This window comes from Streptomyces filipinensis, from assembly GCF_014649495.1.
GTDB lineage: Bacteria > Actinomycetota > Actinomycetes > Streptomycetales > Streptomycetaceae > Streptomyces > Streptomyces filipinensis.
This window is the reverse complement of the sequence record NZ_BMTD01000003.1, coordinates 59,315-72,570: the sequence shown is the minus strand read 5'-3', so window position 1 is coordinate 72,570 and position 13,256 is coordinate 59,315. Positions and strand designations below refer to the sequence as shown.

The window sequence follows — 13,256 nt, the reverse complement described above, 5'->3', positions numbered from 1 at the left end:
TTACCCTGAAGTGCCCGTTTCTTGTGCCGGCCGGCACCGGATGCCCGGCCGGCGCGTAAGGAGTTCCCCCGGATGCGCCTGCTCCTCGTCCGCCACGCCGAGACCCCGTCCAACGTGGACCACCTGCTGGACACCGCCGTGCCCGGACCGGGGCTGACCCCGCTCGGCGAGGCGCAGGCCGCCGCGCTGCCCGAGGCGCTCGCGGACGAGGACATCGAGGCCCTGTACGCCTCCACACTGCTGCGCACCCAGCTCACCGCCGCACCGCTCGCCGCGGCCCGGGGCCTTGCGGTGCTCGTCCGCGACGGCATCCGCGAGGTGTCCGCCGGCGACCTGGAGATGCTGCCCGGCGAATCGCCCGAGGGACGCCGGTACATGCGGACGGTGTTCGCCTGGGCGGCCGGCGACACCACCCCGCGCGTCCCCGGCGCGGAGAGCGGCGAGGAGGTCCTCGCCCGGTACGACGCCGTGATCGCCGAGGCCGCCGCGAGCGGGGCCGGTACCGTCGCCATGGTCAGCCACGGCGCCGCGATCCGCCTGTGGGCCGCCGCCCGCGCCGCCGACGTCGACGTCGCCTTCGCCGCCGCCCACCCCCTGAAGAACACCGGCGTGGTGGTCGTCGAAGGATCCCCGTCCGACGGCTGGAAGGCCCTGTCCTGGCAGGGCGCCACGGTGGAACCGGCCGGGGAGGGCGGCCCGGCGGGGGAGCCCGTGCAGACGGCGCGATAGCGGCGCGACCAGGCGGGACGGCGCCCGCCGCCACCCCCGTCACCGTCCCGCCGCCTGATATCAGTTTGCCGTTCCCCCGAGCCGACCCGGAGAATGCCTGCCCATGGGACACCTGGAAGCCGCGCACCTCGAGTACCACCTCCCCGACGGGAGGACCCTGCTCGGAGACGTGTCCTTCCGGGTCGGCGAGGGCGCCGCCGTCGCCCTGGTCGGCCCGAACGGCGCCGGCAAGACGACCCTGCTGAGGCTGATCTCCGGCGAGCTGAAGCCCCACGCCGGCACCGTCACCGTCAGCGGCGGCCTCGGCGTGATGCGCCAGTTCGTGGGCTCCGTACGCGACGAGACGACCGTACGCGACCTGCTGGTGTCCGTCGCCCCGCCCCGCATCCGCGAGGCCGCCCAGGCGGTCGACCGGGCCGAACACGACCTGATGACCGTCGACGACGAGGCCGCCCAGCTGGCCTACGCGCAGGCCCTCGCCGACTGGGCCGAAGCCCGCGGCTACGAGGCCGAGACCCTGTGGGACATGTGCACCACCGCCGCCCTCGGCGTGCCGTACGAGAAGGCCCAGTGGCGCCTGGTCCGCACCCTGTCCGGCGGCGAGCAGAAACGCCTCGTGCTGGAGGCGCTGCTGCGCGGCACCGACGAGGTGCTGCTGCTGGACGAGCCCGACAACTACCTCGACGTGCCCGGCAAGCGGTGGCTGGAGGAACAGCTGCGGGAGACCCGCAAGACCGTCCTGTTCGTCTCCCACGACCGGGAACTCCTCGCCCGCGCCGCCGAGAAGATCGTCTCCGTGGAGCCCGGCCCGGCCGGCGCCGACGCCTGGGTGCACGGCGGCGGTTTCGGCACCTACCACGAGGCCCGCCGGGAACGCTTCGCCCGCTTCGAGGAACTGCGCCGCCGCTGGGACGAGAAACACGCGCAGCTGAAGAAGCTGGTCCTGAACCTCCGGCAGGCCGCCGCCGTCAGCCACGAGATGGCCTCCCGGTACGCCGCCGCCCAGACCCGCCTGCGCAAGTTCGAGGAGGCGGGCCCGCCGCCGGAGCCGCCCCGCGAGCAGGACATCACCATGCGCCTGAAGGGCGGCCGTACCGGCGTCAGGGCCGTCACCTGCGAGGCCCTTGAACTGACCGGCCTGATGCAACCGTTCGACCTGGAGGTCTTCTACGGCGAACGGGTCGCCGTCCTCGGCTCCAACGGCTCCGGCAAGTCGCACTTCCTGCGCCTGCTGGCCGGCGAGGACGTCGCGCACACGGGCGCGTGGAAGCTGGGCGCGCGCGTCGTGCCCGGCCACTTCGCACAGACCCACGCACACCCCGAACTCCAGGGCCGCCCCCTGCTCGACATCCTGTGGAAGGAGCACTCCCAGGACCGCGGCGCGGCCATGTCCAGGCTGCGCCGCTACGAACTGACCCAGCAGGCCGAGCAGGCCTTCGACCGGCTCTCCGGCGGCCAGCAGGCCCGCTTCCAGATCCTGCTGCTGGAACTGGCGGGCGTCACCGCGCTGCTCCTGGACGAGCCGACCGACAACCTCGACCTGGAGTCGGCACAGGCCCTCCAGGAAGGGCTGGAGGCCTTCGAGGGCACGGTTCTCGCCGTCACCCACGACCGCTGGTTCGCCCGCTCCTTCGACCGCTTCCTGGTCTTCGGCAGCGACGGCCGCGTCCGCGAGACATCGGAACCGGTCTGGGACGAACGCCGCGTGTCGCGCTCCCGCTGAGGCGGGCCGGGTACCGCACCCGCCGCGGGGGCAGGGGCCTCGTCGGGCTCACGACCCCGGATGTTCGTACAGTGGACCCAGGACCGCGAGCTCCATGGATTCCTCCCGGAAATCGCTCGGGGGCTGTGCGTGCCGGGCGGGTACCCGTACCCCATGAACGAACACGACGAGCGGGGCACCACGATGACCGGAGTCGACCCCAGCCGGCTGGACGACCAACAGCTCATGAAGGAGCTGGAGACGATCCACCGTACGCGCCACGACACTCTGCTGTACGCCTCGAACGACGCGCTCCGGGCCCACAACGAGCGCATGGCACAGCTGGAGGGCGAGTACCTGCGCCGCAATCCGCGCCGCCTGGTGAGTGCCGGACGCACCCGTGAGGGCGCCCGCGAGCGCGGCTGCGGCGAGACGGCGAGCCCCGGCGTGCCGGGCACCTGACCGACGCCCGCACGGCGAACGGGCCGGCCCGCGCGGGCCGGCCCGCGTACGGGACATCGCCGGTCAGCCGGGCTCACCGGCGAACACGTGCAGGAACGCGTCGCAGAACGCCTTCAGATCGTCCGGCTTGCGGCTGGTCACCAACTGGTTGGAGCCGTGGTCACAGATCTTCACCTGTTCGTCCACCCAGGTGCCGCCCGCGTTGCGGATGTCCGTCCGCACGCTCGGCCAGGACGTCAGCACCCGGCCCCGTACGACGTCCGCCTCCACCAGCGTCCACGGCGCGTGACAGATCGCCGCGACCGGACGGCCCTGGTCGAAGAAGTCCTTCACGAACGCCACGGCCTTGTCGTCCATCCGCAGGAAGTCCGGATTGGCCACCCCTCCGGGCAGCACGAGACCGCCGAACGACCCCGCCGACACCTCGCCCACCACCTCGTCCACGTCGAAGGTGTCCGCCTTGTCGAGATGGTCGAACGCCTGGACCTTCCCCGGCGCCGTCGACACCAGCACCGGCTCGTGCCCTGCGTCCGAGGCCGCCTTCCACGGCTCGGTCAGCTCCACCTGCTCGACGCCCTCGGGCGCCACGAGAAACGCGATACGCATGATGCTCAGTTCCCTTTCCGTTTCCTCTTCCCCGGCGCCACCCGCTCGGCACGGGCCCGCCGCCTGGCCGCACGCCGGCAGCGCAGCAGCTCCTCGCCGTACGGCAGCAGCACGAAAGCGCCGATCGCCACGCCGATACCCGCCAGATAGCCGGGTGACAGCGCGCGCCGGCGCGGCAGCAGCCGCCAGGCGCCGGGATCCCCCCGCCCGCCCCGCAGCAGCGACCGCACCTGGCCGGCGTGCAGACACATCAGCGAGGCCAGAGCGCCGAACGGCAGTGACTCCAGAAAGCTGTGGATGTGCTGCTCGACCGGCTTGACCTCCCGGTCGCTGTCGACGGCCGTCCGCACGTCCCACAGCGCGGTCGCCTCGTGCACCGCCGCCGCCCCCAGCTGCACGCTCAGCAGCGCGGGATTGACCCGGTAGCGCAGGGTCAGCGCGATCGGCAGACCGACCTGCGCCATCATCAGCGCGTGGATCAACGACTCCTTCGTCCCCGCGGTCTCCTCGATCCGGGTGCGCCGGTGCATCGCCCAGTCGGCGAGCCCCGGCAGGAACCAGGCGGGCAGCAGCCCGTACAGCAGGAACCGGGTGGTCGCCACATCGACGTCGACGTCGGCGCCGTGCGCTATCTCGGCCGCCTGGCCCCGGCTCATCCGCGGGCCGCCAGCGCCTCGGCCAGCTGTTGCACGTTGTCGTAGCGGGCCGAGTGCGGCAACGCTGCCACCGTGTCGGCCAGCGCGGCCGGCGCGTTCCGCCGGCGCAGCATCCGCGCCAGGTCATGTGCGGTCGCCGGGAAGCAACTGCGGCTCAGGATCCGGGCCAGTTCCGCCCGCACCCGCTCCAGCGACGCCGGCGAACCCAGTCCGCCCACGGGCCCGCTCCAGACCTCGGGGTCGTCGTCCGCGGCCGGCTCCGGATCGTGCCACTCCTCGACCCGGGTCGGATGCCCGGACCTCAGCATCCCCTTCAGCTCGTGCTTCATCTCGTCGTCCCGGTGGACGCTCAGCCGGTCACTGCCTCGCTGCATGTCTTCCTCCACAGGAGCTAGCGCTTGTCCTTGTCCTTGCCGCCGGGCAGGAACTCCTGCACCTTCGCCTTCAGCCCCTGCCTGATCATCGAGCCGCGGTCGGCGTCGCCCTTCAGGATCGACGCGGCCGTCGCCTCCATCTGCTCCCAGGTGGCATGCGGCGGGATCGGCGGTACGGCGGGGTCGGTGAGGAACTCGATCACCGCGGGCCCGTCGGCCTCCAGGGCCGCCCGCCAGCCCGCCTCCACCTCCTCGGGCTTCTCCACCCGGATCCCCGTCAGACCCAGCGAACGGGCGAACGCCGCGTACTGCACGTCCGGGATCTCCTGGGACGGCAGGAACGACGGCGCGCCCTGCATGGCCCGCATCTCCCAGGTCACCTGGTTCAGGTCCCGGTTGTTCCACACCCCCACCACGAGCCGCGGATCCGACCAGCGGTCCCGGTACTTCGCCGCCGTGATCATCTCCGCGAGGCCGTTCATCTGCATCGCGCCATCCCCGACCAGCGCGAACACCGGCCGGTCCGGATGCGCGAACTTCGCACCGATCGCGTACGGCACCCCCGGCCCCATCGTCGCCAGCGTCCCGGACAGCGAACCGCGCATGCCCGGCCGCATCGTGATGTGCCGCGCGTACCAGTTGGCGACCGAACCGGAGTCCGAGGTGAGGATCGCGTTGTCCGGCAGCAGCGGGTCCAGCGCCCGGGCCACGTACTCCGGGTTGATGGGGTCGGCCGACAGCCCGGCCCGCCGCTCCATCGTCTCGTGCCAGCGCTTCACGTTCGCGCACACCGTGTCCTGCCACTCGCGCCCGCCCCGGTCGCTGCGCAGCAACGGGATCAGCCGCGCGAGCGTCGCCCGCGCGTCGCCGACGAGGTTCACCTCGTACGGGAAGCGCATGCCGATCATGTGCGGGTCGATGTCGATCTGCACCCCGCGCGCCTTGCCGAAGTCCGGCATGAACTGCGTGTACGGGAACGACGACCCGATCGTCAGCAGGGTGTCGCAGTCCCGCATCAGCTCGTACGACGGCCGGCTGCCCAGCAGCCCGATCGGCCCGGTGACGTACGGCAGTTCGTCGCTGAGCGCGTCCTTGCCGAGCAGCGCCTTGGCGACGCCCGCGCCGAGCAGCTCGGCGATCTCCTGCACCTCCGCGACCGCACCGGCCGCGCCCTGCCCGACGAGGATCGCCACCTTGTCGCCCTCGTTCAGCACGTCCGCCGCGCGGCGCAGCGCCTCGTCCGTCGGGGTCGCCGTGTAGTCGCTCATGCCCAGGCTCGACGGCACCATCTTGAACTCGTGCGTCGGCGGCGAGTAGTCCAGCTCCTGCACATCGGCCGGAATGATCAGCGCCGTCGGGGAGCGGCGGGCGTACGCGGTGCGGATCGCCCGGTCCAGCACGTTCGGCAGCTGCTCGGGCACCGTCACCGTCTCCACGAAGTCCGAGGCGACGTCCTTGTACAGCGTGTGCAGATCGACTTCCTGCTGGTAGGAGCCGCCCATCGCGGTGCGGTTGGTCTGGCCGACGATCGCCAGCACCGGCACATGGTCCAGCTTGGCGTCGTACAGGCCGTTGAGCAGATGGATGGCGCCCGGCCCCGACGTCGCCGCGCACACCCCGATGCGGCCGCCGAACTTCGCGTACCCGACCGCCTCGAACGCGGACATCTCCTCATGCCGGGACTGGATGAACCGCGGCCTGTCCTCGGCACGGCCCCAGGCGGCGAGCAGCCCGTTGATGCCGTCCCCCGGATAGCCGAAGACCTGTTCCACACCCCAAGCGCGCAGGCGTTCGAGGATGTGGTCGGAGACCTTGGTACTCATGGAGGAACCTCCCGGTGAGGTGCGAAGCGGACGATCCGGTCAGCAGATACCGAGTCACCTGCGCACGGGACGGAAAACCTCGGAAACCCCGCCGGAGCGCGGGCACGGGACCGGCGGGCGGCGGCTGTCACCCGGCCGGCCCACCCCGTCCCGCGAATGGGGGCCGGCCGCGCGCGCCACGGCGCCCGCGGGGCTGTGATGGCAGCGAGGGCACACCCCGTGCCCGGGGTGCCGTACCGGTACCGGACGTACTGCGGTACCGGTGCCCGCGTAGTGCGGTACCGGTGCTGCACGTACTGCCGTACCGGTGCCCGCGTACTGCTGCGGTACCGGTGCTGGACGCACTGCGGTACCGGTGCCCGGTGCCCCTGCGGTACCGGCCCCTGCGGTACGGGTGTCCGATGCCCTGCCGTATCGGTGTCCGGTGCGCCGCCGCCGACCGCCCCGCCGTGCCCGCCGAGGAGTTCACCCCATGCGCCGCACCGCCCGCGCCCTGTCCGTAGCCCTCATAGCCGGCGCCGCGTTCGCCCTGGCCGGTCCCGCCGCGCCCGCCGGTGCCGAGGCCGGCCCCGGCACCGGCGCCCCGCCCCAGAGCGCCGGCACCGAGTCCCCGCCCCACACCGCCGCCCGCGACACCGGCACCGCCCCGTGTGCCGCGCCCCAGCAGTGCGGCGCGGCCCTCACCTGCGCGACCGCCGCCGCACCCTGCGACGACGGCGCCACCCCGTGCCGGGCGAACGAGCCCTGCGAGGAGGACGGCGACGGCTGCCGCAGCCCGGAGTCCTGCCCGGGCACGGCCGGAACCGGGTGCAAGGCGGGGGAGGACTGCGGGGGTGGGGGCGGGGGTGCGGGCGCGGGCTGCGGGGCCGGGGAGGACTGCCTGGGTGGTGGTGTGGGGTGCAAGGCGGGGGAGGATTGCCAGGGTGGTGGTGCGGGCTGCAGGGCCGGGGAGGACTGCGGGGGCGGCGTGAGCTGCCAGGCGGGGGACGCCTGCTCCGGCCGGAACCCGTGCCGTGACGGCGGCCAGTGCCAGGACGACGGCCACGAGTGCGCCGGGGGTGCGGACTGCTCCGACGACGGCCCTGGCTGCGGCGGCTCCGGCGACCGGAAGGGCCATGAGGGCGACGGATGCGACCCGGCCACCGTGCAGCACGGGGTCGAGGCCGGCCAGGGAGGCACCTTCACCGACTCGGTCCCGGCCCTCGCCGGCGGCGCCGCCTTCCTCGCCGCGGCCTGCGGCGGCGCCGGCTACCGGCTGTACGGCCGCCGGCGCGCCCCCGCAAACCGGCCCACGGACGTGTGACCGGGGCAACGGTCTTCACTCCCATGGACGGCCGCCCGGCGGGTACACACCCTCACAAGGACACCGGCAAGCGGCTCCCACCCCCACCGGCACCACCGGCCACGAACACCACCGGCCACGGACCCACACCACACAGCAGCCCACGACGACACAGCCCGCCCCGGCCGCACCGCGGCCGACCCGGCGGCACCCGGCACCCGGCCTGCGCGGAGGCGGACATGCGGCGGACGGACCCCGAGGGGCACGGCCCCGTCCGCTACGGCCCGCCCCTCCCCGGCGACGGTCTGCCCGTACTCCCCGAACTCACCGCCGTACTCGCCGCCGCGGCGAGCCGCACCGACGCGCAGCCGGTCGGCGGCGCCCCCGCCCTCCTCGAAGCGGCCTGCGGCTACTGGACCCGGCGCGGCCTGCCCACCGTCCCCGACCAGGTGGCCGCCGGCCCCGGCGCCCCCGCGCTGCTGCTCGCCCTCACCGCCGCACTCGCCGGGGACGGCGCCGACATCCTCGTCCCGCGCCCCTGCGCCGCCTGGTGGGCCCCGTACGCCCGTGTCCTCGGCCGGCCCGCCTACCACGTGCCGACCCCCGCCGAGAGTGGCGGCGTCCCCGACCCCTACGCCCTGCTGGAGACCGTCCGCCGGGTCCGCACCGAGGGCGGCGACCCCCGGCTGCTCGTCCTGTCCGTCGCCGACGACCCCACCGCCACCGTCGCCCCGCCCGAACTGCTCCACGAGACCGTCGAGGCCGCCACGGCCGAGGGCCTGCACCTGGTCAGCGACGAGACCTGGCGCGACACCGTGCACCGCCCCCACGAGAACGTCCTGCTCAGCCCCGCCGAGATGCGGCCCGACCTGGTCACCGTCGTCACCGACCTCGCCGGATCCCTGCTGCCGCCCGGCTGGCCCGCCGCCGTCGCCCGCTTCCCGGCCACCGAGCCCGGACGCCACCTCCACGCGCGCGTGCTCGACATCCTCACCGCGCTCGGCGCCCGCGTGGCCGCTCCGGTCGCCGCGGCCGCCGGCTACGCCCTCGACGAACCCCCGCCCGTCACCGAGCGCCGCGAGGCCGTCGTACGCCTGCACGCGTGCGTGGCCGCCGCCGCGCACGCCGCCGTCGTCGCCGCCGGCGCTCTCGCCCGGCCCCCGCAGGCCGGCCGCCACCTGTACGCCGACCTCGGCCCGCTGCGCGAACCCCTCGCCGCACAAGGCGTCGGTGACGCCCAGGAGCTGGAGGACCTCCTCACCGCCCGCCTCGGTATGCCCGCCCCCGGTGGCCACCGCTTCGGCGACGACCTCGGCGCGCTGCGCGTCCGGCTCGCCACGGGCCCCCTGCTGGGCGGCACGGACGAGGAGCGCGCGGAATGCCTCACCTCCCCCGCGCCGTTGGAACTGCCGCATGTGCACAGCGCGTTGATCGGCTTGACGGCGCTCCTCGACGATCTCCGCGACGACGCTCAGCGATGGGAGCCTCCTCGATGACGCAGCAGACGCATGAGCCCGAGACGCATGAGCCGGAGACGACCGAGCCGGAGACGGCCGGGCCCGAGAGGTACGACCCTGCGTCGCACGGGCCGGGACCGGTCGCGACGACCACCACAGCCACGGCGACCAAGACGACCACCACAGCCACGGCGACCACGACGACCACGACAGCTACGACGGCCACGGCCAGCGTGCCCACCGCGACGGCCGCACCGGCCCACGCACCCGCCCCGACCACGAAGACCGCACCGGGCCGGGACGCCCGCGGGCCCGACCCCTCACCAGCCCCGTTCCCACCGCTGGCCGAGCCCCGCCCCCTCGGCGAACACCGCGTGTGGCCACGCACCTTCCACGACCGGCTCACCGCGCCCCTCCCCGGCCTCAAGGCCCTCGCCCGCTTCGCCCGCGAAGGCGCCGTACGCCCCGGCCCCGAAGGCCTCACCGACATCCCCCGGCTCCCCTGCGCACCCGCCCCGCTGCCCCGCGTCGACACCCGCACCCTCGCCGTCACCTGGGCCGGACACGCCAGCTGGATCATCCGGATCGGCGGCCTGACCGTCCTCACCGACCCCGTCTGGTCCCGCCGGATCCTCGGCACACCCGCCCGCATCACCCCCGTCGGCGTCCCCTGGGAGAGCCTGCCGCGTATCGACGCCGTCGTCATCAGCCACAACCACTACGACCACCTCGACGCCCCCACCCTGCGACAACTCCCGCGCGCCACCCCGGTGTTCGTACCGGCCGGCCTCGCCCGCTGGTTCCGCCGCCGCCGCTTCACCCGCGTCACCGAGCTGGACTGGTGGGAGGGCGCCGAACTCGCCGGCGTCCGCTTCGACTTCGTCCCCGCCCACCACTGGTCCAAGCGCACCCTCAGGGACACCTGCCACAGCCTCTGGGGCGGCTGGGTCCTCACCGACACCGCCGGACAGCGCCTCTACTTCGCCGGCGACACCGGCTACGGCCACTGGTTCTCCCGCATCGGCCGCCGCTACCCCGGCATCGACCTCGCCCTCATGCCCATCGGCGCCTACGACCCCCGCTGGTGGCTCCGCGACGTCCACTGCGACCCCGAGGAAGCCGTCCGGGCCACCCTGGACGTGGGCGCCCGCCGGATGGCACCCATGCACTGGGGCACCTTCGTCCTCTCGGCCGAACCGGTCCTCGAACCGCTGACCAGAGTACGGGCGGCCTGGGAGAAGGAGGGTCTGGAACGAACGGACCTGTGGGATCTGCCGGTGGGAGCCTCGAAGGTTCTGGAGTGAGGCGTCCCCGCGGCGCTACCGAAACCGCCGCACCACACCCGGCGCCGCACTGATCACCACGGTCAGCGCAACCGCCACGACGACACCCTCCCACGGCTCCTCGAACAACGAACCCCCCAGGATGCCGATCACCTGATACGTGACCGCCCACGCGAGGCAGGCCGGCAGGTTCCCCCGCGCGAACCGCCGCAGCGGCCACTCCGCCATCAGACAGGCCAGCATCACCGGTATCCGCCCCGCAGGAACCAGCCGGGACAGCACCAGCACCGCCACCCCGTGCTCGGCCAGCTTCCCCCGCGCCTGCGCCAGCCGCTCCTCCGGCGCACGCGACCGGATCGCCGCCAGCCACCGCGACCCGTTCTTCGAACCCATCCCGCGCCGCCCCAGCCAATAGAGGGCGACGTCCCCGAGGAACGCGGCCGAAGAGGCCGTCACGAACACCAGCGCCAACGAGAACGGCGCCGTCTGATGGAACCCCACCACCGCCGCCGAACTCACCAGCGCCCCCGTCGGCACGACCGGCACCAACGCCCCGAGGCACACCAGCAGAAACAGCATCGGATACCCGATCGCCCGCTGCGCCGACTCGGGCGCGACGGCCGTCGACGCGTCGGCGAGCCACCTCACCGCGCGACCTCAAGCCGCACACGCTCCCCGTGCCCCAGCTTGTGCACCGCCACGCCCGGCGCCGCCTTGGCCGCCAGCCGCACGAACTCGTCACCCGGCGCATGGAACTCGTGCGGCCGCACCGCGTCCATCCCGATCGGCCAGTACGTCCCGTAGTGCACCGGCACCGCCGCCCGCGGCGCCAGCCGCGCCAGCGCCCGCGCCGCCCGCCCCGCGTCCAGATGCCCCGCACCGAGGTACGGCCCCCAGCCGCCCACCGGCAGCAGCGCCACGTCCACCGGCCCCACCCGCTCGGCCATCGCGTCGAACAGCCCGGTGTCCCCGGCGAAGTACGTCCGCGCCTCACCCTCCACGACATAGCCGAGCGCGGGCGAACGCCGCGGCCCCACCGGCAGCCGCCGCCCGTCGTGCAGCGCCGGCACCACCCGTACCAGCAGCTCACCGATCCGCACCTCGTCCCCGGGCGCCACCTCCGTCACCCGCAGCTGCCGCAACCGGCGCAAGCCGGGTACCGCCCGTGGTGCGCCCCGGGGCACGAGCAGGCGCGTGCCCGGGGCGAGGTCCGCCAGCGAGGGCAGATGCAGGTGGTCGGCGTGCAGATGCGAGACAAGCACCGCGTCCGCGCGACGGGCCTCGGCCGGCGGCAGCACACCCCGGCGCCGCCGCAGATGCGCCAGCCGGCGGGCGAACAGAGGATCGGTGAGCACACGTATGTTCGCGTCCCGGACCGTGCAGGTGGCGTGACCCCACCAGGTGATCTCCACCGGCACCTTCTTCGCCTCCTTCGCGCGACTCCCCGAAGCCTACGGGCAGGAGTAGGGTCAGCGGCGAAACCCGGAGGTGAGGGGGGACGCCATGGGACAGCTGCGGGGTTCTCCCGACGCGCTCGCGGCGGTGGTGCGGGTCACCGCCATCGCGAGCCTGACCCCTCTGGAAGAACTGGAGGCGGATCCCTTCCTCGTCGACTCCCGCAGCCAGCACGCCATGTGCGCCCGCTGGGCCGCCGAACGCGGTTACGTCATCGCCCGGGAACTCCTCGTCGGCGGACTGCGCTTCGACCACTGCGCCCTGTGGGACGGCGTCCGGCCCGGCGTGGACGTCTTCGTCGCGCCCAGCCTGCGCGTGCTCCGGCGCGCCGTGTCCTCGGTCGAGGCGTTCACCGCCGAATGCGTCCGACGCGGCGTACGCGTGGAGACCGTCGGGCGCGCCGAGCCGTCCTACGACGCGCAGATGAAAGCCCGCGTACACCGCCGGCTCTCCATGCCTACGGCCGGCTACGACGGCCGTTAGCGACCGCGACGGCGACCGTGGCCGCGACGGCGACCGCGGCTGGAGGCGGTGGGCCGGCACGTCCGCGGCGGCTGACGGTCAGGCCGTACGCCTCCGCGCGGCGATCCGCTGCCGGGAAGCCTCGTACAGCACGGCGGTCGCGGCGTTCGCGGCGTTCAGCGAACTCGCCGACCCGGTCATCGGAATGCTGACCGTGTGGTCGCACAGGCCCCGCCAGGCGCTGCTCAGCCCGGACGTCTCGTTGCCCACCAGCAGCAACACCGGCTGGGTGAAGTCGAAGTCGAAGACATCACAGTCCCCCTTCTCGTCGGTGCCGACCAGCACGATCGACTGCCCCGCGGCCCGCTTCGCCTCGACCCAGGCCATCACCCCGCCGGGCGAGGGCACGCGCACCGCGGGCACGGCGAACAGCGAACCGGTGCTCGCCCGCACCGACTTGGGGTCGTACACATCGGCCGCGTGCCCCGACACGATGAGCCCGTGCGCCCCGAAGGCGTCCGCTGACCGGATGATGCTGCCGATGTTCCCGGGGCTGGTCGGCCGGTCGAACAGGACGCCCAGGAAGTCGCCGTCGGCGCTGAACCGGCCGAGGTCGTCGGCCGGCATCTCGATGACCGCGACGAGCTCCGGCGCGCTCTCGTTCTTCTCCCCGAGGTCCGCCAGTATGTCCGGCGCCATGGCGACCCGCTCGGCGTCGACGGTCCGCAGCAGGTCCTCCGCCCACTGCGACAACGTCCGCCTGGCGTCGTACACCAGCGCCTTGACGGGCCAGCCGTACCGGACCGCCATCGAGACGGGGCGAACACCCTGCACCAGGAACTCACGTGCTCGCGTGCGCTTGTTGCGGTTGTTCAGCAGTGACTCCCACTGCTGAAAGCGGGCGTTGCGTGAGGTGATGCGCTGGACCGGCGGCACGTGTTCTCCAAGCTGAGCCAGTATTGAGG

General features: G+C 73.7%; 14 protein-coding genes. 7 read left to right on the top strand and 7 right to left on the bottom strand.

All coding sequences use genetic code 11. The features are described 5' to 3' along the window. The first annotated feature begins 72 nt into the window (after positions 1 to 72). The 3 genes from IE244_RS08855 to IE244_RS08845 all read left to right on the top strand — a co-directional run bounded on the left by IE244_RS08855 (position 73) and on the right by IE244_RS08845 (position 2,893). Entirely contained in the window at positions 73 to 729 is a 657-nt protein-coding gene (locus IE244_RS08855; RefSeq protein ID WP_191872256.1) for a histidine phosphatase family protein, read from the top strand. Between the two features lie 103 nt (positions 730 to 832). Next, positions 833 to 2,452 (top strand): ABC-F family ATP-binding cassette domain-containing protein, encoded by a 1,620-nt coding sequence (locus IE244_RS08850; RefSeq protein WP_191872255.1) that lies wholly within the window; start codon positions 833 to 835, stop codon positions 2,450 to 2,452. 153 nt (positions 2,453 to 2,605) lie between these two features. After that, complete coding sequence (locus IE244_RS08845) at positions 2,606 to 2,893, top strand: DUF6158 family protein (protein ID WP_031168141.1); 288 nt, start codon at positions 2,606 to 2,608, stop codon at positions 2,891 to 2,893. 63 nt (positions 2,894 to 2,956) lie between these two features. Here IE244_RS08845 and IE244_RS08840 read toward each other — a convergent pair whose 3' ends face one another. From IE244_RS08840 to IE244_RS08825, 4 genes are read right to left on the bottom strand one after another with little or no spacing between them, the layout of a single operon-like run. Further along, entirely contained in the window at positions 2,957 to 3,499 is a 543-nt protein-coding gene (locus IE244_RS08840) for a type 1 glutamine amidotransferase domain-containing protein (protein WP_191872254.1), read from the bottom strand. Positions 3,500 to 3,504: 5 nt separating this feature from the next. Further along, positions 3,505 to 4,155, bottom strand: coding sequence for a diguanylate cyclase (locus tag IE244_RS08835; RefSeq protein WP_191872253.1), 651 nt, complete (start codon positions 4,153 to 4,155; stop codon positions 3,505 to 3,507). Then, positions 4,152 to 4,529, bottom strand: a complete 378-nt coding sequence (locus IE244_RS08830; RefSeq protein ID WP_191872251.1) for a DUF2795 domain-containing protein — start codon at positions 4,527 to 4,529, stop codon at positions 4,152 to 4,154. Before IE244_RS08830 ends, IE244_RS08835 begins: the two co-directional genes overlap by 4 nt. Before the next feature lie 17 nt (positions 4,530 to 4,546). Then, positions 4,547 to 6,352, bottom strand: a complete 1,806-nt coding sequence (locus IE244_RS08825; RefSeq protein WP_191872250.1) for a thiamine pyrophosphate-requiring protein — start codon at positions 6,350 to 6,352, stop codon at positions 4,547 to 4,549. Between the two features lie 472 nt (positions 6,353 to 6,824). On the opposite strand from IE244_RS08825, the gene IE244_RS08820 reads away from it, so the two are divergent. From IE244_RS08820 to IE244_RS08810, 3 genes are all read left to right on the top strand, one after another. Continuing rightward, positions 6,825 to 7,655, top strand: a complete 831-nt coding sequence (locus tag IE244_RS08820; protein ID WP_191872249.1) for a hypothetical protein — start codon at positions 6,825 to 6,827, stop codon at positions 7,653 to 7,655. A gap of 218 nt (positions 7,656 to 7,873) precedes the next feature. Then, positions 7,874 to 9,130 (top strand): aminotransferase class I/II-fold pyridoxal phosphate-dependent enzyme, encoded by a 1,257-nt coding sequence (locus IE244_RS08815; RefSeq protein WP_191872248.1) that lies wholly within the window; start codon positions 7,874 to 7,876, stop codon positions 9,128 to 9,130. Next, on the top strand, positions 9,127 to 10,395 hold the full coding sequence (locus IE244_RS08810) for an MBL fold metallo-hydrolase (protein ID WP_229854019.1): 1,269 nt from the start codon (positions 9,127 to 9,129) through the stop codon (positions 10,393 to 10,395). The genes IE244_RS08815 and IE244_RS08810 overlap by 4 nt, the downstream gene beginning before the upstream one ends. 15 nt (positions 10,396 to 10,410) lie before the next feature. On the opposite strand, the gene IE244_RS08805 is transcribed toward IE244_RS08810, so the two are convergent. Further along, entirely contained in the window at positions 10,411 to 11,022 is a 612-nt protein-coding gene (locus IE244_RS08805; RefSeq protein ID WP_191872247.1) for a DedA family protein, read from the bottom strand. After that, positions 11,019 to 11,792, bottom strand: a complete 774-nt coding sequence (locus tag IE244_RS08800) for an MBL fold metallo-hydrolase (RefSeq protein WP_191872246.1) — start codon at positions 11,790 to 11,792, stop codon at positions 11,019 to 11,021. The genes IE244_RS08805 and IE244_RS08800 overlap by 4 nt, the downstream gene beginning before the upstream one ends. 85 nt (positions 11,793 to 11,877) lie before the next feature. Here IE244_RS08800 and IE244_RS08795 point away from each other — a divergent pair, with 85 nt between their 5' ends. Then, complete coding sequence (locus tag IE244_RS08795; RefSeq protein ID WP_051926908.1) at positions 11,878 to 12,312, top strand: hypothetical protein; 435 nt, start codon at positions 11,878 to 11,880, stop codon at positions 12,310 to 12,312. Between the two features lie 78 nt (positions 12,313 to 12,390). On the opposite strand, the gene IE244_RS08790 is transcribed toward IE244_RS08795, so the two are convergent. Next, positions 12,391 to 13,227 carry an RNA methyltransferase gene (locus IE244_RS08790; RefSeq protein ID WP_191872245.1) on the bottom strand — a complete coding sequence of 279 codons (837 nt, stop codon included), beginning with the start codon at positions 13,225 to 13,227 and terminating at the stop codon, positions 12,391 to 12,393. Positions 13,228 to 13,256: the final 29 nt, after the last annotated feature.

Coding starts and splice junctions, on each gene's coding strand:
- IE244_RS08845 (WP_031168141.1), top strand. CDS start 2,606: ATGAACGAACACGACGAGCGGGGCACCACGATGACCGGAGTCGACCCC.
- IE244_RS08840 (WP_191872254.1), bottom strand. CDS start 3,499: ATGCGTATCGCGTTTCTCGTGGCGCCCGAGGGCGTCGAGCAGGTGGAG.
- IE244_RS08815 (WP_191872248.1), top strand. CDS start 7,874: ATGCGGCGGACGGACCCCGAGGGGCACGGCCCCGTCCGCTACGGCCCG.
- IE244_RS08830 (WP_191872251.1), bottom strand. CDS start 4,529: ATGCAGCGAGGCAGTGACCGGCTGAGCGTCCACCGGGACGACGAGATG.
- IE244_RS08825 (WP_191872250.1), bottom strand. CDS start 6,352: ATGAGTACCAAGGTCTCCGACCACATCCTCGAACGCCTGCGCGCTTGG.
- IE244_RS08795 (WP_051926908.1), top strand. CDS start 11,878: ATGGGACAGCTGCGGGGTTCTCCCGACGCGCTCGCGGCGGTGGTGCGG.
- IE244_RS08835 (WP_191872253.1), bottom strand. CDS start 4,155: ATGAGCCGGGGCCAGGCGGCCGAGATAGCGCACGGCGCCGACGTCGAC.
- IE244_RS08810 (WP_229854019.1), top strand. CDS start 9,127: ATGACGCAGCAGACGCATGAGCCCGAGACGCATGAGCCGGAGACGACC.
- IE244_RS08855 (WP_191872256.1), top strand. CDS start 73: ATGCGCCTGCTCCTCGTCCGCCACGCCGAGACCCCGTCCAACGTGGAC.
- IE244_RS08820 (WP_191872249.1), top strand. CDS start 6,825: ATGCGCCGCACCGCCCGCGCCCTGTCCGTAGCCCTCATAGCCGGCGCC.
- IE244_RS08850 (WP_191872255.1), top strand. CDS start 833: ATGGGACACCTGGAAGCCGCGCACCTCGAGTACCACCTCCCCGACGGG.